Raw genomic sequence first — 20051 nt, 5'->3', positions numbered from 1 at the left:
AAACAAAGTGGTTATTCTTGTATATACTAAATAGTTATCTATTTATATCTTTTCGGAATATAAGCATAAATAATGTGTATTGGAAATTTTTTAGAGTCTCTAAAAGTATTTATACCGTCTTTTGTCAGCGAGTTGTTGACCCTTGAAATCAGTACATAGCCTAAGACAATATGATACAAACATAAAAAACAGCCACCTTTCGATGACTGTCTTAGTTTACAACTTAAGTAATAATATGACCTGTGGCTGTCTCTAGCTGAAACGATCCGCATTCATGACTTTATTCCAAGCATTTACAAAGTCTTTAACGAACTTCTCTAAGTTATCATCTTGTGCGTAGAGCTCAGCATAAGCGCGTAAGATAGAGTTAGAACCAAACACAAGGTCGACACGGCTGGCTTGCCATTTCACGTTACCAGTAGCGCGCTCACGTAATTCGTATAGTGTCGTGGCTTCATTGTTATCCGTTTTGATAGGATTCCAAGTGTAGCTCATGTCAGTCAAATTCACGAAGAAGTCATTGCTAAGCGTACCCGCACGCTCAGTGAAGACGCCTTGCTGGCTTTGAGCATAGTTGGTATCAAGGACACGCATACCACCGACTAACACAACCATTTCAGGAGCAGTCAGACCCATTAGCTGAGTACGATCTAATAGCATCTCTTCTGGAGATACCACATAGCTACCTTTAATCCAGTTACGGTAACCGTCATGTATCGGCTCAAGATCAGAGAAGCTCTCGATTTCTGTCATCTCATCGCTAGCATCACCGCGACCGGCATTGAATGGTACTTCAATCTCAACACCTGCACTCGCTGCGGATTTTTCAATGGCGGTATTACCAGCCAATACGATTAGATCTGCTATGCTTACTTCTTTATCAAAGTTCGTTTGAATAGTCGTAAGTGCTGCAAGTACACGTGCTAATTGCTCAGGCTCATTACCCAACCAGTCTTTTTGCGGCGCTAAACGAATGCGTGCACCATTGGCACCGCCACGATAATCCGAAGCGCGGAAGGTACGAGCGCTGTCCCATGCGGTGATAATAAGCTCGCGATGGTCAATGCCACTGTTTAATATCTGTGCTTTCAGGCGATCGATATCATCAGCACTAAGATCAGCATTACCTTCTGGAATTGGATCCTGCCATGTGAAGTCTTCTGATGGTACATCTGCCCCTAAGTAGCGAGATTTTGGTCCCAAATCACGATGGGTTAGTTTAAACCAAGCTCTTGCAAACACTTCGTCGAAGTACTCTGGGTTGTTGTGGAAATTCTCTGAAATTTCACGATAGATAGGGTCTTTAATCATCGCCATATCAGCATCAGTCATGATTGGGTTACGGCGTACACTTGGGTCATGCGCATCTAAAGGACGGTCTTCTTCTTTGATGTCGACTGGCTCCCATTGCCACGCACCTGCTGGGCTTTTCGTTAATGCCCACTCATGATTGAGCAGTAGGTCGAAATACTCATAGTTCCATTCGGTTGGATTTGTGGTCCATGCGCCCTCGATACCACTTGAGACGGTATCGCCTGCATTACCCGTACCTTTAGGGTTGCGCCAGCCTAGGCCTTGCTCTTTGATGTCAGCGCCTTCTGGCTCATCTTCTAGTATCGTTGCATCACCATTACCATGACACTTACCAACGGTGTGACCACCCGCTGTCAAAGCAACTGTTTCTTCATCATTCATCGACATACGACCAAACGTAGTACGGATGTCTTGTGCCGTTTTGATTGGATCAGGATTACCATCGACGCCTTCTGGATTGACATAGATCAAACCCATTTGCACAGCAGCTAAAGGATTCTCTAATGATTCGCGCGCTTCATCACTGTCGTAACGGTTTTTGGTAGCGGCAAGCCATTCGCGCTCAGAACCCCAGTAGATATCTTTTTCTGGATGCCAAATGTCAGCGCGTCCACCAGCAAAGCCTAACGTCTTAAAGCCCATAGATTCATAAGCCATGTTACCCGCTAATATCATAAGGTCAGCCCACGACAGTTTGTTGCCGTATTTTTTCTTGACTGGCCATAATAGACGACGTGCTTTATCCAAGTTGACGTTGTCAGGCCAGCTGTTTAGAGGGGCGAAGCGTTGATTACCCGTATTAGAACCACCACGGCCGTCAGCACGGCGATACGTACCAGCCGAATGCCAAGCCATGCGAATCATCAATCCACCATAGTGTCCCCAATCTGCTGGCCACCATTCTTGTGATTCTGTCATTAGGTTTTTTAAATCAGTTTTGACTGCTTCTAAGTCTAGCTGTTTGAATGCTTCAGCGTAATCAAAATCCGCACCCATTGGGTCTGTTTTGTAATCTTGCTGATGTAAGATATCTAGATTAAGCGCGTTTGGCCACCAATCTGTTGCAGCAGATGAAGTGGTAGTATGTGCTTGATGCATAACTGGGCAGCCACCCATGCTAGGACGCTGAGGCTCGTGCGAGTTATCGACGTTTTCGCTATGGATCGTTGGGCCTTTACCATCACCTTGATCATAGGTGGTATTGGTTGATGCAGTATTGCTGCCTTTATGATCTACAGGACAGCCGCTAGTATCTGCTGTGTTCTTATTGTCAGTTGAAGTATTGGTTGAGTCAGACATGGTATTACTCCTGGGTTGTGATAATCGAAAAGAACAAACCGTTAATCTTGGTAACCGTTGTTTATGTAAAGAGCATAACCAAACTTAGTAGATTTATAAAACTAATATATAAGAATTATAAGTTTTAAATTATCAATCATAAAAAGTTTGATGTTTTGTTTATTAAAATCACTGTTAGTACTACTGCTCATTACTATTGGTCTAATAAAAGCCAGTTGAACATACGGCAAAACTACCAAGCAGGCATCCATTCCATTTTTATTTATATATTGCCTATCTATTATATGTTGCCCATTGATAATGCCATTATTAGAACCCTTTAAAAAGGGGTGCTAGTAAGAAAAAAGAAAGCCAAATTAACCCTAGTGAAATATTACTACCATTTGCGTTACTACTTAGAAAGATAGTCTACTGTACAAAGGCCACGAGCCATAAGTTAATGCAAAAACATCTAGTCAAAATAAAGGTTCTCAAGTACCATAACTGAATTTTGTTGTAATCGTAATATTAGTGCAACGTAGAGCAATTTTTATCGATCCTTTCGTTTGTAACTTATTCTAAAGATTGATAAAAATTGTGCACGGTTGTGTTCTTTGTCTGAATTGTTGGTGAGTTATTATGTCTGCTGTCAAATCTGTGCCACCCAATCAACCGGCTGTCAAAAAATCATGGGGAGAAGCTGCAAAAGCTTATTTAGACCCACGTGTCATTATCATGTTGTTTTTGGGCTTTTCAGCGGGTATTCCCATACTGCTTATTTTCTCAAGCTTGTCCTTATGGCTAAGAGAAGCTGGCATTGATCGTAGCGTCGTGACTATGTTTAGTTGGGCCGCACTTGGCTATTCGTTTAAGTTTATATGGGCACCATTAATCGATGCGCTCCCTGTGCCATTTCTGACCAAGTGGTTGGGCCGACGCCGTAGTTGGATGGTGGTATCGCAGCTACTTATCATATTGGCTATCTTTTTGATGGCAAATGTGAACCCTGTTAGTGAAGATGTTTTAGTCTACATGGCAGGAGCTGCGGTGCTGTTGGGCTTCTCTTCTGCCACACAAGATATCGTGATTGATGCTTACCGTATTGAGTTGGCACCGCCATCGATGCAGTCGATTTTATCTTCTATCTACGTGTCAGGCTACCGTATCGGTATGATTGTCGCTGGGGCAGGCGCTTTATATTTGGCTGACTTTTTTGGCTCGAATGAGACTTTTTATAGTTATGAGGCATGGCGTAATACTTACTACATCATGGCAGGTGTCATGACGTTAGGGGTATTAACCACGTTTGCCAGCTATGAGCCAACGGCTGAGACGTTGCAACACAAAAAGCAGAAGAGCAATCTTAAGGTATTTCTTATTTATTCTGGTTTGCTACTAATACCGGGATTGATTTTTAGTTTGATATATCTAATCAATATTTTGGTCAATAAAGTGTTTAGCAGTACATTAGCGCTAATACCGTTAATGGCCATGCCAGCGATTAAATTTTACTTTTTGGCATTGGTCGCTTGTGCGCCTTTATTACTGCTGTACTTCATTATCAACCAACCTAAAATTATCAATAAAGCCCCATTGGTTGCTGAAACTCGCGAAGATTACGTGAGATTGGTATTGCTGTTTGTATTCTCTGTTGTCGCGTTTGTCATGGCTTATGTCTTGATTGGACCATTATTTCCAGAGTTCGAAGGCGCGTTTTCTAGCTTCTTTGTAGAAACATTACATCTGCTGATAAGCTTGGGTGTGGCGATGGCTGCAGGTTATGCACTCGTACAAGTAGGGTTGGTCAAAAAAGAAGTAGCGATGGCCACTTGGGTTGAGCCGATTTTAGATTTCTTTAGACGCTATGGTAAACAGGCATTTTTATTACTGGCGCTCATTGGGTTATACCGTATTTCAGATATTGTGGCAGGTGTCATCTCCAACGTCTTTTATCAAGACATGGGCTTTAGTAAAACAGATATCGCCAACGCAGTGAAACTCGTCGGCGTGATTATGGCGATTGCGGGTGGGTTTTTAGGTGGGCTATTAGCACAGCGTTTCCGTATGATGCATGCCATGATGATTGGCGCGATTCTTGCGTGTGTGACCAATTTGTTATTTGTGCTACTAACTTACAATCCAGGCAGTTTGCCATTTATGTATGTTGCGGTCATATTTGATAACTTAGCAGCAGGACTCGCCAGTGCGGTGTTTATTGCTTTTTTATCAGCGTTGACCTCCATTCGTTTTACGGCAGTACAGTACGCTATTTTCTCATCACTCATGACGTTGATTCCTAAAGTCATGGGCGGATATTCAGGTGCTATCGTCGATAATATGGGCTATCCATTTTTCTTTATCTTTACCTTTGCGATTGGTATTCCGATTCTGGCGCTGATTTACTTTGTCGATAAGCATATCGTCATTGGTGACAACGATGATATTTATGGTGATGATGATAGTGATGGAAACAGTAGTAATGGTATGGGGGATAAATTAACTAAGTCTAATCCAAGTCTGTCCGATACCAAAGAGCCACCACGTGCTACAGAGTAGTGGCTGCATCTGGTTTTATCTTATTCACCATGCATATATACTATTTTTAAGAGCTACCTATGACAGCATCCATTCATCAGATAAAGCAGCACATTCAGCAATTGATGAATGAGGCTGTAAACAGCAAACTACCGTCATTTTGGCTAACGGATTGGCTGTTGCATGTCGTTGATAAACCTGCGATAGCGCTAATCACTGATGAAGACTATCAGCTAACAGACAGCGAATTTGAGCGATTCAATTCAGGTGTGACCAAGATGCAGGCAGGAATACCGCTTGCGTATTTGACTGGTCAGCAGGAGTTTTGGTCGCTGGCGTTTACTGTCAATGAGCATACGCTAATTCCTAGGCCTGACACTGAGGTATTGATTGAGCAGGTATTAGGTTGGATAAATACTCAATCAAATCGTGCAGGTAATAATCAACCGAAGCGCTTACTTGATTTGGGTACAGGGTCAGGCTGTATCGCAATCAGCCTTGCGCATGAGCTCAAAGCAAAAAATATTGGTGATACATCCGATAGCTGGCAAGTGGTTGCGGTTGATTTGTCATTAGAGGCACTGAAAGTAGCTGAGCATAACGCGGCTATCAATGACGTCGCTGATATTGAGTTTATACAGAGCAGTTGGTGTGACAGTTTGCCTACTGATGACAGTCAGCTATTCGATGTCATTGTGTCCAATCCTCCTTATATCGATGAAAAAGATGAGCATTTGGCTCGTTTGGTCGCTGAACCTATTAGCGCGTTAAGTGCGCCCAATCATGGACTGGCTGATATAGAACATATCGCCCAGACAGCTTCGCAATACTTGCGTGTAGGCGGATTGTTAGCGATTGAACATGGTTTTGACCAAGGATTGGCTGTTCGACAGCTGTTTCTGGATAATGGCTTTGAATTTGTGCATACGGTAAAAGACTACGGTGATAATGACCGTGTGACGCTAGGGCAAATTCAGTAGATATTGTACTGAACCGCTTACTGAGTTGCTTAGTGCTGATTTTTTTGTTTGAGAATAGATTTGAGACTGTAGTAGATAAGGGTTAAATATGGCACATTCATTAGAGACAGCGCAGCTATCAGATGAAGAGCTGCTGCGTTATGCAAGGCAGGTATTACTCGATGGCTGGGATATTGATGCTCAGATACGCTTGAAGTCGTCTCGTGTAGTCATGATAGGCGCAGGCGGACTAGGTTGCCCTGCTTCTGAGACACTAGTGCGTGCAGGGCTTGGGTACATTCATCTCATTGATGATGATGATATTGAGGCCAGTAACTTACAGCGCCAGACATTGTTTTTACCTGAAGATATCGGTAAGCCTAAAGCGATAGCAGCGGCGCAGATGTTAGAGAAAACGAATCCTTTAATCACTGCTCGCGGTACGGTGGCACGTTTGAATGAAGACAATGCTTATGAATTGCTCGATATAGCGACCGGTAAGCCTGATTTGCTCTTAGACTGTACTGATAATTTTGCCACACGTGATGTGATCAATCGTATTAGTGTGCGTTATCAGATTCCGTTATTATCTGCTTCAGCAATTGCGATGCAAGGGCAGTTAGCCCTGTATGAGCCACAGTTAAACACTGGTTGCTATCATTGCGTGTTTGGTTCAGTGGTGAGTGATACTGAGTCGGATGAGCGTACTTGTGCCAACTCAGGTGTGCTTGCTAGTACGACTGCGATTATGGGGAATTTGCAAGCCAACGCTGCTCTACAATACCTTGGATTAACCAAAAATCCACTGACAAATAAGCTGCTCATATGGGATGGTAGCCAAATGCAACAACGGCTAATGGGCTATCGCCAAGATGCAGAGTGTCCTATCTGTAGCAGTCATTAATCAATAGATATGAGTTAGTGATTCTATTTGGTTTATCTGCATATATTACCGTCTATTTTCTCACATCCTTTTTATGACCATAGTTGTTTCTTATGAAAATTCACCGTCCGCATTTATTAAAACATACGTTCAATGTTGTCAATCGTGTTCGTCAAACGGCGAGTGTTGCTGGTCTGTCAGCGCTTAGAGTCGCGAGAGGGGAAAAGCCCGACGCGATGCTATTAAAAGAAACGTTTGAGCAATTGGGCACGACTTATATCAAGATTGGTCAGTTTATCGCTAGTACGCCGTCTTTATTTCCACGCGAATACGTAAAAGCCTTTCAGAGCTGCTTAGATCAAACCACGCCCTTGTCTTATGCTTATATCGAGCAGGTGCTAAAAGAAGAGTTGGCGGCTGACGGCATGACGCTGGATGACAAGTTTGCCCATATCGACTCAGAGCCATTGGCTTCAGCGTCTATTGCCCAAGTGCATGCTGCCCGTTTGCATAATGGCGATGAAGTGGTGTTAAAAGTGCAAAAGCCTGATGTTGAAACCATTATGCAGACGGATTTGGGCGTATTGCATGGCGTGACCAAATTACTTGAAATCCTTATGCCATCGATGAAGTTTGCCAGCATTGCACCAATTATTGATGAAATCCGCCTGCGTATGCTAGCAGAGACAGATTTTATCGCTGAGGCACAGAATATCCGTGATTTTCAGCAGTTCTTAGCCGTATCAGGCAATACTCGTGTGGTGGCTCCGACCGTATATGAAGCGCTGACCACTAAGCGTGTACTGACCATGAGTCGCTTGTATGGTGTCTCTATGGTTGATGAGTCGCTCATGCGTCAGTACTGTGCTGATCCTGCACAAGTTATGGCAGATACGTTGAACACATGGTTTGCTAGTCTGATGCTGTGCAATAGTTTTCATGCGGATTTGCATGCGGGCAATTTGATGCTATTGACTGACGGCCGCATTGGGTTTTTAGACTTTGGTATTGTGGGTAAGCTAAAAGCAGAAAGCTGGCGGGCGTGTATGGGTATGATGCAAGCCATGCAAGACAGTGACTATCAAGCAATGGCGCGTCATATGATTGATATGGAGATGACGCATGGTGGCAATCAGGTCGATGTGGTGGCATTAGGTGATGATCTACAGCGTATGATGAAGACCATCATGGCAGAGGACAGAGCCTTTACGAGCGGTGTACCTTTTAATAGTAAAGAACAGGCCGATGAGCTCAATCAAATGATGCTTGAGATTGTGGAAGTAGGTAAGCGTCATGGTATTCATTTCCCACGTGATTTTGCTTTGTTGACCAAGCAGATGCTATATTTTGATCGGTTTATGCGTACACTGGCACCGGATATGGACATGTTTAGCGATCAGCGCGTACAAATGCTAGGGCAAGCATAAAAATAAGTGGCATTAAACGCGATTAAACGGGTGCAACCTCACCAGCTATATTGAATATAATAACTCCACTACCAAAGTATTACAGCGTTAACCTCGCTTGAAGTATCACATATACATCTACACTCGGTTGCCTTGTACTACTTTTAAATTGAATCGACTATACTATTGAATATGTCATCGCTTTTAATGAGAGGTTGTATAGAGTGTCATTGACAGGCATGGCTCAATTCTATACAACCGCTGTGCTTTCAAACGTCCGATACCATTTGCACCCTCTGATACAGAGGGCTGTATGTTTATTGCCGACAGAGGATTGTGATCATTGCCGAAAATCAGCTCTGTCATGATGACGCCCTCTAAAAGCTTTTTTTTCCTGCACTCGGTGTACTCACTCATGAATTCAGCAGCAGTGGTTTACACCACGCTACGACTAAACACTTCTCGTAACTCAAAACTGGTATGTACTTGGGCGACGCCTTCGATACGATTCAATCTATGCAATAAGAACTCTTCATAATGCGCCATGTCACGTACTCTGACTTTAATGAGATAGTCTTCAGAACGTCCTGTGACAATACTGCAGCTAATGACTTCATCGAAGCTCTGTATTTTAGCTTCGAACTGTTCAAAACGCTCGGCAGTATGACGATCCATACTGATAGCAATGAACACGGCCAGCGGGTAGCCAAGCTTTTGCGCATCTGTTTTGGTGTAATAGCCAGTGATAACGCCAGCATCTTCTAAGCGTTTGATACGGCGAGCACAAGGCGTGGCTGAAAGGTTCACGTGTTCAGCAAGCTCTGTGATGCTCATGCGTGCCTGAGTCTGTAATAAGCGTAATAATTGTCTATCGGTCTCATCTATATCAGCCAAAAAGGTGCTATCGAAAGGGCTACTTGGCATAATTTATGACCTTATTAGTGAATTCATCTAATTATACTTATCAATGTAAACTTTTCCACTAAAAAAACCTAAAATTATATAAAATAAAGCCGATTTCTATCTTGCAAACTTTGATATTATAATGACATAAACATTGGTTATCTCGTATGAGAAAGATTGACCTAGTCATCAGCCATTTAGCTAAAATATAAATTCCCATACTTTCTAAGGATTGATTATGTCTGACCAAGCCACACGCACTGTAGCCGCTACGACTGCAAAGGTTACACCCAAAAACGCCGCTTTCGATTATAAAAAGTATCGTCCATTTGCATTTGCACCATCGTTGCCAGATCGTACTTGGCCGAGCAAGACAATTGAGAAATCACCGATATGGGCAAGTGTGGATCTGCGTGATGGTAACCAAGCACTGATTGATCCGATGACTATCGAACAAAAAATGCGCTTTTTTGAAACCCTAGTCGATGTGGGTTTTAAAGAGATCGAAATTGGTTTTCCATCAGCTGCGCAAGTTGAGTTCGATTTTGCTCGTAAACTTATCGAAGAAAACCATGTGCCTGACGATGTGACTTTGCAAGTTTTGGTACAAGCTCGTGAGCATTTGATTGCTCGTACCTTTGAATCATTAAAAGGTGCAAAGCGTGCTGTTGTCCACGTATATAACTCAACATGCCGCATTCAACGTGAAAAAGTCTATGGCAAAGACAAAGCCGAGATTAAAGAAATTGCTATCACGGGTGCCAAGTTATTGCAGCAATATGCCGCGAAATATCCTGAGACAGAGTGGGTCTTTCAGTATTCACCAGAAAGCTTCAGCCAAACAGAGACTGAATATGCCGTAGAAGTCTGTGATGCAGTCTGTGACGTATGGCAACCACAAAATGGTCAGGAAGTAATCTTTAACCTACCAGCGACGGTTGAAGCCTCTATGCCTAACGTCTTCGCTGATCAAGTTGAGTATTTCTGCCGTCATCTTGCCCAGCGTGAGCATGTGATTGTCAGCTTGCATACACATAATGACCGTGGCTGTGCGGTTGCTGCTGCTGAACTTGGTGTATTGGCTGGTGCGGATCGCATCGAAGGGACATTATTGGGTAATGGCGAGCGTACCGGAAACATGGATATCATGGTCATGGCAATGAACTTGTTTAGCCAAGGTATCGATCCCGATCTTGATTTCAGTAATATGAGCGAAATCGTTCAGGTCGTTAGCGAATGTAATAACTTACCTTTGCATCCACGTCATCCTTATGTTGGTGAGCTAGTATTCACTGCTTTCAGTGGCTCACATCAAGATGCCATCAAAAAATCTCTCGACTATAATGAAAAGCATCAAGACGAAACAGACAACGTGTGGGATGTGGCTTACTTGCCGATTGATCCGGCACATATCGGCCGTAGCTATCAAGACGTGGTACGTATCAACAGTCAGTCGGGTAAAGGCGGAGTCGCTTATATCTTGCAACGTAATTATGGCTTCAATTTGCCGCGTTGGATGCAAATTGACTTTAGCGGTGTGGTACAAAAGCAAGCTGAAAGTGCAGCACGTGAATTGCAGAATGACGAGATTTTACAGGCATTTGAAAACACTTATCTACAGCAAGGTGAGTTTGAGCTATTAGACTATAGTGTCAATAATAAAGCCGGTGAAGTGTGCTTTGACGGTCAAGTACAAATGAATGGCGAAACCATCAATATTGATGGTACAGGTAACGGTCCATTGTCATCATTCATCGATGGTCTTGCTCAGCATACAGGCAAGTCGATACATGTTATCAATTATGCTGAACATGCGATCAATCCGCAGCACAATAGCGGTGATGGCATTGACGATGACACCAATCGTGATAACAAAACCAATGCCAACGCAGCAGCTTATATTCAGCTAAATGTCGATGGTCAGGTGTACTCAGGTATTGGTACATGTAGTAGCACTGTGTCAGCCATGCTAAAAGGCGCACTATCAGCTTTTGCTCAAGCACTTAGCGCCGTAACTATTGCTTAATATTAGAAAACATTAAGTTAAAAATAACACCATCGCTTTTTTGCTTATCGCAAGTAAAGTGATGGTGTTATTTTTTTGCATACGAAACAGAAAATCAGTTTAAAGCATTGTATCTCAAAACAGTCTGCGTTTAAGTGGATTAGAGCACCATGACCAATAGCATAATATTACTTGTGTTTTTGGTGTCTAAGACTTACGCTAATGTATATAGTACCTATTATAATATTAATATAAACATAAGGTTAATCATGGAACCTCTATCCTTTGCTTCATTGTCATTGGCATCTATCCTGGCTTCAATACCAGCGAATGGTGAAATTATCACTAAGCCGACCATCACTACCCATATCAGCCCAGCTATTGCAGGACAATGGGAGATCGACTTAAATAGTCCAATTACGATGACAAAAGAAGCCAAAGCGGAGCAAGATACGCTGAAATCTCCCCAACAGGCAGAGAGTACCGAGCCCAAAGTAACGGCTAGTATAGAGGGCGGTGTTTTCTCACAAAGTGAAAGTCGTGTTTTTGATATCAAGCCTAATATGAATACAACATTGAGCGCATCTGCGAAAAAGCCAAATCAATGCCGCGAGCTGTATAATTTTGGGGCTGACAATGAGATGTGGGCAGTGAGTGGTAAAGAGCGGACTTACAGTCGTTATTTAGTCACGCACCGAGAAGAAGGGCTGCCGGTTATTGCTATTAGAACAGTCTCTGACAATAATGAAACAGACTGCTCTGGTAATAAAGTTGATCAGACTGGTGAAGCCTTGATTGCTTTTTTGAATCACGATGGTAATCAGATGCAGTGGTGTGCAGACCCTGAAGGTAGGGAATGTTTCATGAATTTTCATAGAGTGTTGCCATAGAAGTCAGGTGTTTATCATCTATCACCGCTATCGAACACTGCTCATCAATTTCTATATATGGCTATATGCATCACCATATAGCTATCTAGCATGAATAACTTCGCCTCACTCTATGACTTGTACAAATAAAAAAACCGCTATCTATTTAGGTAGCGGTTTTTTAGGTTCTGAGCCAGTTGAATAGCTTATGACTTAGTTTTTTCTTTATTAGCAGTCAAAAGCTCTCTTTCGAGATAATGAATATTTTGTGCTTCATGAACAAAGTTATCATCTGCCAAAATCACATCACGATGTAACGGTATATTGGTTTTGATACCTTCAATCACTAATTCATCAAGTGCATGCAACGTTTTAGATATCGCTTGCTGACGTGTTTGACCATGGCAAATAAGTTTACCAATTAATGAATCATAATAGGTCGGTATCTCATACCCAGGGTACAGATGCGAGTCAAAACGCACACCTGAGCCACTTGGCGCAAACAATTGACTAACGGTACCAGGGCAAGGCACAAAAGTCGCAGCATCTTCAGCATTGATACGACATTCAATCGCGTGGCCTTGGATTTCAATTTCGCTTTGACGATAAGACAAGCCATAACCAGCTGCAATCTTAAGCTGCTCAACGACCACATCAATGCCAGTAATCATTTCGGTCACAGGATGTTCAACCTGTACACGAGTATTCATTTCAATAAAGAAGAACTCGTTGTTTTCAAATAAAAACTCAAAAGTACCCGCGCCGCGATATTTTACGAGCTCACATGCTTTGACACAGGCTCTTAAAATAGGCTCGCGTACGTCGTCAGGGATATCTGGTGCAGGCGCTTCTTCCAGTACTTTTTGATGGCGGCGTTGCAATGAGCAATCACGGTCATATAGATGGATAGCGTTACCGTTACCGTCACCAAGTACCTGTACTTCTACGTGGCGCGGGTTTTGTAGATAGCGTTCCATATAGACCGTATCATCGCCAAACCACAGCTCAGCTTCTTGTTTGGCAGCTTGTACTTGTCCGATTACTTCTTCAAAGCGTTCAACGACACGCATACCGCGACCACCGCCGCCAGAAGCTGCTTTGATCAATAGGGGAAAGCCGATATTGCGTGCTTGTTCTTCAGCGTTATGTAGTGTCACAGCACCAACAGAACCAGGTACGGTAGGCACACCCGCTTTTTTCATGGCATTAATAGCAGAAACTTTATTGCCCATTAAGCGGATGTGATCGGCATTAGGACCAACAAAAGTCAAACCAGCTTCTTCAACTTGTTCAGCGAATTCAGCATTCTCTGACAAAAAACCATAGCCAGGATGAATGGCATCGGCACCAGTGATTTCAGCAGCAGTTAGAATAGTATTGATATCAAGATAGCTTTGATTGGCATTGGGTTTGCCAATACAGATTGCCTCATCAACAAAACGCAGGTGCATCAAGTTAGCATCAGCCGTGGAGTAGACACCGACGGTCTCTATTCCAAGAGCTTTACAAGCTCGAACGATACGTAGGGCAATCTCACCTCTATTGGCGATGAGCAGTTTTTTTATCATGGGGTCATCCTTGCCGAAGCGGCAGTCATTGATAGAGTCGCTATTTTGGCATCATGAACCTAAGCTATTATAGTCAATGCAATATAACTTAAATTCAGATGCCAAAGGGTAACGAGGTCTCAATCATAATGAGATAAAGTGTGGCGAAAGTTACCGTTATGCTTTGTAGCGTACGATAGGTTGGCCAAACTGTACTACTTCAGAATTGTCGACTAAGATTTCGTCAATGACGCCACTTTGAGTTGCTTCAAGCGGATTCATGATTTTCATGGCTTCAATGATACCGAGTGTGTCACCCGCCTGTACCTTTTGTCCAACCTTGATGAAAGGTGGGTCATTAGGGCTAGGAGCTGAATAGTAAACGCCAACCATTGGTGATGTCTCAACGCTACCAGCTTTTACCGCTGGTTTTGCTTCGGCAGCAATGGGAGCCGCGCTCGCAGTAGGAGCAGCCATCATCGTTGGTGCAGGGGCATCATAGTGACGAGTCAAACTAATGTGTTCGTCGTCTGAGCTGATTTCTAAATTAACCAGTTCACTTTCTTCCATGAGTGCGATCAGAGTGCGTATTTTTTCAATATCCATAGTTTTAATTTTGCCTTGTACTAAATTCGAGAAATAGTGTAACTAAATATTGTGCAGATAATTGCTAATGATACCTATATTCACGTCAATGAGCAATCGATGTACAGTTGTTAACTGAGATTTTTTACATATTATGACGTACGTATATGTTATGCGTAAGAAATGTTCAATGATTTATCATAGTCTATGTAACCATATAGCGCCAGTGATGGTTACCAGATACTATAGTTAAATCCATATAAATTCGCTACATCGTCATTCTCATTAGCCATACTAATGTATCACTTGCACTCGGCTTTCTTGTATCGAAATTATTTGGAATCAACTATACGTCAGACAAACATGATTTAGGTAGGCTGTTAAGCCCACTTTGCTGTTAAGCGTCTCTGTTGATAGCGCAGTCGCAGCGTCAGTAGAATAGACGATAAAAACAACCCTGTGATTAATGCCATCCAAAACCCTTGGGCGCCAACGTCAGTGAAACGCACCAAGTAAATACCGAGCGGTAGCGCGACCAACCAATAGCAGAATAGCGTGACCCACATTGGTATGGTCGTGTCTTGCATGCCGCGCAATATCCCAGCAATGTTGACTTGCCAGCCATCAAATAACTGATAAGCCAGTGCAAAGATAAGCAAATGCATGGCTTGTGCTCTGACCACTGGATTGTCAGTAAATGCTGCTGCCAGTTGTGGTCTAAATAGCCAGATTCCAAGCATACAAGTAATGGCAATCAATACGGTCCAAATCAGCCCTGTGGCTTGTACTTGTCGTAATGCCATTAGGTTTTTTTCGCCGAAACGATTAGATATCATAATAGTCAGCGCCATGGCGACTGATATGGGTATCATAAACAGCTGCGAGGTTACCGCCAATGCTACTTGGTGTGATGCCGTTGCTATCTCACCTAAGGGACTGATGACTAGGGCACCTAAGCTAAATAAGCTGGCTTCAAAAAATATCGAGATACCAATCGGGATGCCCAGTTTCAGCAGTTTTTTGATCTGTTCACGATTAGGACTGGCAAAACCATAAAAAAACCGTGTGCTAGCAAACTGTTGTCGCTTAGTGAAGCTGGTATAAGCAGCAAGTAGCAGTACATTTATCCATAATACTAAGGCCGTCGCGACGCCGCAGCCTGCACCGCCCATCTCAGGCATACCAAATAAACCATGAATGAAAATATAGTTAAGAGGAATATCTGCCAGTAGACCAATGATACTAATGATGGTGACAGGCTCAGGGCGCCCAAGCGCCTCACAATAGCTGCGTAATACGGCATAGACGGCTAGTGCAGGGAAACCAAACGAGACACCATGCAAATACTGTGTGGCTATTGGCTGGATGTTTTCAGGCACTCCCATTATTCCCAGTACGTTTGGGGCCAAATTAACCACAATAAAACCAATAATACCAATGACACCAGCAGTCCATAAGGATTGCTGCGTGATATGAGGTACTTGATCAGGCTTGTTTTGGCCGATTGCCTCACCAATGAGTGGCGTGGTAGCAATCAAAATACCAGTAGCTAATAAAAATAACGGCAGCCAAATGCCAGAACCAACGGCAACAGCAGCCAAATCGAGCGCAGAGACTTGACCTGCCATAATGGCGTCGACTACGCCAAGGGCCGCTTGGCAAAACTGAGTAATCAAGATAGGTAGCGCGAGCACACCTAAGCGTAAGCTGTAGCTTTTAAAATCTCTAAAGGATAATGGGAAAACCATAGTGAGCAACTTTTTATTCTTTACGGTATTTATTAGGAACGAGCAAAACCTGCCATCAATAAATTAATAGCGAGACAGAGAGATAAAACGAAACAATGAGATAGGAATAGTGCCGACGATAATACTCCGATAAATAATATGAGCAAGCCTATAATGTTGCATAAGTAGATAGATAGAGTATGAAAAAAAGTGATGGCACTAAAATAAAAATAACCCGTCAATCCAAAGGGTAGATTGACAGGTCATAAATAAATAAGATGGTAAAGAAGCTAGGCTATAATGTCAATGTTTCAGAGGCGAGCAATGATAGTGGATACAAGACAACTATAAAGAAAGGAAAGTATGCCGCTTTTATATGATATCCAGTGTCTCTGCCATATCCATAATCGCTTGCCAATGCTTTGGCTCTAGCGGAATGACCGTCAACTGCTGACAGCCTTTTCTAAGTAACAATGAATCTTCAAGCGCGGGCAAAAACGTAAGATCTAGTAGGGGTATGATATCGGTAAAGGCCTGCTCAAATTTGACATCTACCATATACCAGCGTGGCTCATCTTCGGTTGCAATAGGATCGTAATGGCGATGTTCAGGATGGAACTGGGTGGGATCAGGGTAGCCCGCTTTGCTAATAGTCATGATGCCAGCCACGCCTGATGGTTTGGCGCTAGAGTGATAAAAAATTACTTGGTCGCCAACTTTCATGTCATCGCGCATAAAGTTGCGGGCACGATAGTTACGCACACCATCCCAACTATCCGTCCTTAGACGTTGCAAATCCTCAATACCAAAAAACTTTGGATTAGATTTCATCAACCAGTAAGCCATATTTTTATCCTGTTAATTATTATGGTTTTGTTAGAGGGGTGAGTATTCACCAGACGTCAACCGATGGTAATAGTAGCTATTTTGCCAATAAGAGGATGTAGTTAACATGAGTGTTTGTTACTGGTTTTGTTATTGAAATTATTTTCTTTAAGAGAGCCTTTTTTTTACTGAATTTAGGCGTTATCCTAGCGCTACTTTCTGCTAATGACAGCAGCAACGCATTTATAGATAAATCCTTTTATGTCAAATATCAATATCGTTAACGATTCACAGCACACTGATACCTCTAATGACTTTACTGTTAGTGAAATAGCAGTGAGTGCCATTCCATTAGCACTATATATTCATATTCCATGGTGTGTAAAAAAATGTCCCTATTGCGACTTTAACTCGCATGAGCTACCGATAGACGGTCAGATATCGATGTATGACGAATACGTAGATGCATTACTGTTAGATGCAAACATGCAGCAATCACTAGCCCAAGGGCGCGAGATTAGTTCAATATTTATCGGCGGAGGCACGCCATCACTATTACCGATTGCACAGTATCGACGACTATTCGCTAGCTTACGCAATACCTTTACATTCGCTGATAATATAGAAGTGACCATGGAGGCCAATCCTGGCACGCTAGAGCATGCACCCTTTGCTCAATACCTAGAGGTCGGTATCAATCGTCTGTCGATTGGTGTACAGAGCTTTGCTGCTGATAAATTGACCACGCTTGGACGCATACACGATCCTGCTCAAGCACTGTCTGCCATTCATGCTGCACGCGCTGCTGGCTTTGAGCGCGTCAATGTCGATCTGATGCATGGGCTGCCGAAGCAAACAATGAGTGAAGCGTTGGATGATATTCAAATGGCGCACGATGCAGGGGCGACACATATCTCTTGGTATCAGCTGACGATTGAGCCCAATACCGTGTTTTATCGTAGTCAGCCTATTTTGCCAGACGAAGACAATTTGGCAGATATTGAACAAGCAGGTCAAGCGCTATTGCAGCAATTGGGCTACAACAATTATGAAGTGTCCGCTTGGGCAGGCTCATCCGATCAACCGTGTCGTCATAATGTCAATTATTGGCAATTTGGGGATTATCTGGCCATTGGGGCTGGGGCGCACGGCAAAGTGACAGTTAGTCATAAGGCGATGATGCGTCATAAAGCGAACGAAACAGTAGAAACGAATAAAGCATCAAATAGTGAGCTTTTAATACAATCTGGCATTTATCGTTTTAGTAAGTCGCGATTGCCGAAAGACTATGTAGGGCATTTAGAGGCTAATGAGCAATCTATCGCAAGCCGAAATACCCCAAAGATGGTGGGCTGGCAAGAAATTGATAATGATGAGCTGGTCAGTGAGTTTATGCTAAATGCGCTGCGCCTGCATAGCGGGGTAGCTTGGTCATTGTTTCAAGAGAGAACAGGATTAAGCGCTAAGAGTATTGCCTTATCAGTAGACAAGCTCGTGGCTCAAGGTCTATTGATAGACAGTGCTGAGCGGTTACAGCCAACAGAATTAGGGCAGCGTTATCTCAATCAGATATTACGAGAATTTTTATAGCACTGTCCCTGAATAATTGGTTAATAGCAGCGAGGTACTAACACAAAAAAGGCTTATCAAATAAATGATAAGCCCTTTCTAAAATCTAAAAAAATCAAACCTTAGATTTTGTTTTGAACTTCTTGAGCACTACCACTAACAGCATTACCAGCGCTTGATACGTCTTGGCCTAGACCTTTAAAAGTGTTACAACCAGTTAGTACAAACATAGCGGTCAAAGATGCGATGATTACTTTTTTCATAATAGTATCCTCAAAAAATAAATGAAGTGTTATAAATAATAACAGCGATGCCAAGCGCGATGCTTAACACTCACTGAAGGTTTATTAGATAGAGAGATAATTATAGGTAATAACTATCTCTCTATCCGTTACAGACATCATAGTGAAAGTTAAAAACGCTGCACAGTATCAAAATGTAATTATTGGCAGTAAACTGTAACTTTCGATTACTTATCGATGATAAATACAAATAATAAGTTTCGACCACTGACGGAGTTAGTATGACCATCCATATTGTGTTGGTAGCCCCTAAAATGCCCAGTAATACGGGCAACATCATTCGTTTGTGTGCCAATAGCGGGGCACAGCTGCACTTAGTCAGACCTTTAGGGTTTGAGCTTGATGACAAGAAGCTACGCCGTGCAGGTTTGGATTATCATGAATATGCACATCTGCAAGTACATGATGACTGGACAGCAGCAAGAGAGGCATTGAACGTAGCTGATTGCCATGTGGTTACAGCATTGACTACCAAATTGAGCAAACCATTTTATGATTATGACTTTAGTGGTCTACAAACTAGTGAAAATTTAGAGGGCGCGCATATACCTAAGCAAATGCCTAATATTGCATTGGTATTTGGTTCTGAAACGGCAGGTCTGGCAGATGATATACGCGAAGATATTGGTGCTGATAATTGGTTAAGATTGCCTATGCTAGCTGATTCGCGCAGTCTAAACCTATCTAACAGCGTTGCGATATGTCTATATGAGATATGGCGCCAGCAAGGCTTCGTTGGTGATGAAGGACGTAGTGTCGGCTATGAGACCTTGACGGTATATGATCCTAAATAGCGTTGTTTTTGCTGATGATAGTCAATCCTCTTCCTTTTATGGTGTTTTTTTATGAACAGAAGGAAGAGTGTTTGATAGCCTATTATGCAACGAACACAGTAAACGAAAAAATCACCCCAGTAGTAGGTGTTTTTGGTAGGTCGATTTGTTCAGAACGACGTTCAGAGTGACTTGGATATGGCGGTTAGTCATCCATTACAAACAATTGGGTGGCTTCGGTAGGCCTGATAGGCGATTGACATGGCGGGCGACCAAACCTGTCTTAAATAGCTGCTGTAGTTTTTGATTACTGATATCGTGCTCAGGTAAAGTTTTCTGCAGCCATTTAATCAGCGGGCGCGTTGCTGGCGCATGATTGAATTTAGCAAAAAACGCCCGTACTTGTTGTAAAATCTGCAAATGCTCAGCTTCCAACTTGACATCTAATGTGTCGGCCAGTTGCTGTGCGATATTGGGTGTCCAGATAGTATGATCACACAGATGACCATCTTGATCTAATTCAACACTGATTTTAGTATTATTAGGCATCATAGCAGGGGTAGTAGCGTTA

At 42.8% G+C, this 20051-nt stretch carries 16 protein-coding genes; 8 read left to right on the top strand and 8 right to left on the bottom strand.

The window, feature by feature from the left end; translation table 11 throughout:
• Positions 1-252: 252 nt before the first annotated feature.
• Positions 253-2430, bottom strand: coding sequence for a catalase/peroxidase HPI (katG, locus tag I6E61_RS08940; protein WP_197133942.1), 2178 nt, complete (start codon positions 2428-2430; stop codon positions 253-255).
• Positions 2431-3231: 801 nt separating this feature from the next.
• Between katG and I6E61_RS08935 the strand changes: the two genes are divergently transcribed.
• From I6E61_RS08935 to I6E61_RS08920, 4 genes are all read left to right on the top strand, one after another.
• Entirely contained in the window at positions 3232-5148 is a 1917-nt protein-coding gene (locus I6E61_RS08935) for an MFS transporter (RefSeq protein WP_197133449.1), read from the top strand.
• Between the two features lie 59 nt (positions 5149-5207).
• A complete protein-coding gene (gene prmC, locus I6E61_RS08930; protein ID WP_197133447.1) occupies positions 5208-6107 on the top strand; it encodes a peptide chain release factor N(5)-glutamine methyltransferase in 900 nt (299 codons plus the stop codon).
• A gap of 88 nt (positions 6108-6195) precedes the next feature.
• Complete coding sequence (locus tag I6E61_RS08925; protein ID WP_197133443.1) at positions 6196-6990, top strand: HesA/MoeB/ThiF family protein; 795 nt, start codon at positions 6196-6198, stop codon at positions 6988-6990.
• Between the two features lie 92 nt (positions 6991-7082).
• On the top strand, positions 7083-8396 hold the full coding sequence (locus I6E61_RS08920; protein ID WP_197133440.1) for an AarF/ABC1/UbiB kinase family protein: 1314 nt from the start codon (positions 7083-7085) through the stop codon (positions 8394-8396).
• 414 nt (positions 8397-8810) lie between these two features.
• Here the strand turns inward: I6E61_RS08920 and I6E61_RS08915 are convergent, their stop codons facing one another.
• Positions 8811-9299: an Lrp/AsnC family transcriptional regulator gene (locus tag I6E61_RS08915; RefSeq protein ID WP_197133438.1), complete on the bottom strand. Its 489-nt coding sequence runs from the start codon at positions 9297-9299 to the stop codon at positions 8811-8813.
• A 217-nt stretch (positions 9300-9516) separates the two neighbouring features.
• On the opposite strand from I6E61_RS08915, the gene leuA reads away from it, so the two are divergent.
• Positions 9517-11304, top strand: a complete 1788-nt coding sequence (gene leuA / locus I6E61_RS08910) for a 2-isopropylmalate synthase (protein WP_197133435.1) — start codon at positions 9517-9519, stop codon at positions 11302-11304.
• A 248-nt stretch (positions 11305-11552) separates the two neighbouring features.
• Positions 11553-12173 (top strand): hypothetical protein, encoded by a 621-nt coding sequence (locus I6E61_RS08905; protein ID WP_197133430.1) that lies wholly within the window; start codon positions 11553-11555, stop codon positions 12171-12173.
• Positions 12174-12358: 185 nt separating this feature from the next.
• Here I6E61_RS08905 and accC read toward each other — a convergent pair whose 3' ends face one another.
• The 4 genes from accC to I6E61_RS08885 form a co-directional block, all read right to left on the bottom strand.
• Positions 12359-13720, bottom strand: a complete 1362-nt coding sequence (accC, locus tag I6E61_RS08900; RefSeq protein WP_197133427.1) for an acetyl-CoA carboxylase biotin carboxylase subunit — start codon at positions 13718-13720, stop codon at positions 12359-12361.
• Between the two features lie 156 nt (positions 13721-13876).
• Positions 13877-14305: an acetyl-CoA carboxylase biotin carboxyl carrier protein gene (accB, locus tag I6E61_RS08895; RefSeq protein ID WP_110922931.1), complete on the bottom strand. Its 429-nt coding sequence runs from the start codon at positions 14303-14305 to the stop codon at positions 13877-13879.
• Positions 14306-14664: 359 nt separating this feature from the next.
• Entirely contained in the window at positions 14665-16032 is a 1368-nt protein-coding gene (locus I6E61_RS08890; RefSeq protein WP_197133424.1) for an MATE family efflux transporter, read from the bottom strand.
• Positions 16033-16383: 351 nt separating this feature from the next.
• Positions 16384-16857 (bottom strand): EVE domain-containing protein, encoded by a 474-nt coding sequence (locus I6E61_RS08885; RefSeq protein ID WP_197133421.1) that lies wholly within the window; start codon positions 16855-16857, stop codon positions 16384-16386.
• 240 nt (positions 16858-17097) lie between these two features.
• Between I6E61_RS08885 and hemW the strand changes: the two genes are divergently transcribed.
• Positions 17098-18426, top strand: coding sequence for a radical SAM family heme chaperone HemW (gene hemW / locus I6E61_RS08880; RefSeq protein ID WP_197133418.1), 1329 nt, complete (start codon positions 17098-17100; stop codon positions 18424-18426).
• Between the two features lie 101 nt (positions 18427-18527).
• Here the strand turns inward: hemW and I6E61_RS08875 are convergent, their stop codons facing one another.
• Positions 18528-18668 (bottom strand): entericidin A/B family lipoprotein, encoded by a 141-nt coding sequence (locus I6E61_RS08875; protein WP_068035587.1) that lies wholly within the window; start codon positions 18666-18668, stop codon positions 18528-18530.
• 260 nt (positions 18669-18928) lie between these two features.
• On the opposite strand from I6E61_RS08875, the gene I6E61_RS08870 reads away from it, so the two are divergent.
• Entirely contained in the window at positions 18929-19501 is a 573-nt protein-coding gene (locus I6E61_RS08870; protein ID WP_197133400.1) for a tRNA (cytidine(34)-2'-O)-methyltransferase, read from the top strand.
• Positions 19502-19696: 195 nt separating this feature from the next.
• Here I6E61_RS08870 and I6E61_RS08865 read toward each other — a convergent pair whose 3' ends face one another.
• Complete coding sequence (locus I6E61_RS08865; protein WP_227685768.1) at positions 19697-20029, bottom strand: TusE/DsrC/DsvC family sulfur relay protein; 333 nt, start codon at positions 20027-20029, stop codon at positions 19697-19699.
• Between the last annotated feature and the right edge of the window lie 22 nt (positions 20030-20051).

The sequence above is a fragment of the Psychrobacter sp. NZS113 genome, from assembly GCF_015864825.1.
Taxonomy (GTDB): domain Bacteria; phylum Pseudomonadota; class Gammaproteobacteria; order Pseudomonadales; family Moraxellaceae; genus Psychrobacter.
Note: the sequence above shows the minus strand (reverse complement) of the source record. Positions and strands in the feature narration are given on the sequence as shown.

Excerpts from the sequence above, each read along its gene's own strand:
- accC (WP_197133427.1), bottom strand. The coding sequence starts at position 13,720 with ATGATAAAAAAACTGCTCATCGCCAATAGAGGTGAGATTGCCCTACGT.
- katG (WP_197133942.1), bottom strand. The coding sequence starts at position 2,430 with ATGGGTGGCTGCCCAGTTATGCATCAAGCACATACTACCACTTCATCT.
- I6E61_RS08915 (WP_197133438.1), bottom strand. The coding sequence starts at position 9,299 with ATGCCAAGTAGCCCTTTCGATAGCACCTTTTTGGCTGATATAGATGAG.
- I6E61_RS08865 (WP_227685768.1), bottom strand. The coding sequence starts at position 20,029 with ATGCCTAATAATACTAAAATCAGTGTTGAATTAGATCAAGATGGTCAT.
- leuA (WP_197133435.1), top strand. The coding sequence starts at position 9,517 with ATGTCTGACCAAGCCACACGCACTGTAGCCGCTACGACTGCAAAGGTT.
- accB (WP_110922931.1), bottom strand. The coding sequence starts at position 14,305 with ATGGATATTGAAAAAATACGCACTCTGATCGCACTCATGGAAGAAAGT.
- hemW (WP_197133418.1), top strand. The coding sequence starts at position 17,098 with ATGTCAAATATCAATATCGTTAACGATTCACAGCACACTGATACCTCT.
- I6E61_RS08890 (WP_197133424.1), bottom strand. The coding sequence starts at position 16,032 with ATGGTTTTCCCATTATCCTTTAGAGATTTTAAAAGCTACAGCTTACGC.
- I6E61_RS08920 (WP_197133440.1), top strand. The coding sequence starts at position 7,083 with ATGAAAATTCACCGTCCGCATTTATTAAAACATACGTTCAATGTTGTC.
- I6E61_RS08905 (WP_197133430.1), top strand. The coding sequence starts at position 11,553 with ATGGAACCTCTATCCTTTGCTTCATTGTCATTGGCATCTATCCTGGCT.
- prmC (WP_197133447.1), top strand. The coding sequence starts at position 5,208 with ATGACAGCATCCATTCATCAGATAAAGCAGCACATTCAGCAATTGATG.
- I6E61_RS08870 (WP_197133400.1), top strand. The coding sequence starts at position 18,929 with ATGACCATCCATATTGTGTTGGTAGCCCCTAAAATGCCCAGTAATACG.
- I6E61_RS08935 (WP_197133449.1), top strand. The coding sequence starts at position 3,232 with ATGTCTGCTGTCAAATCTGTGCCACCCAATCAACCGGCTGTCAAAAAA.
- I6E61_RS08925 (WP_197133443.1), top strand. The coding sequence starts at position 6,196 with ATGGCACATTCATTAGAGACAGCGCAGCTATCAGATGAAGAGCTGCTG.
- I6E61_RS08875 (WP_068035587.1), bottom strand. The coding sequence starts at position 18,668 with ATGAAAAAAGTAATCATCGCATCTTTGACCGCTATGTTTGTACTAACT.
- I6E61_RS08885 (WP_197133421.1), bottom strand. The coding sequence starts at position 16,857 with ATGGCTTACTGGTTGATGAAATCTAATCCAAAGTTTTTTGGTATTGAG.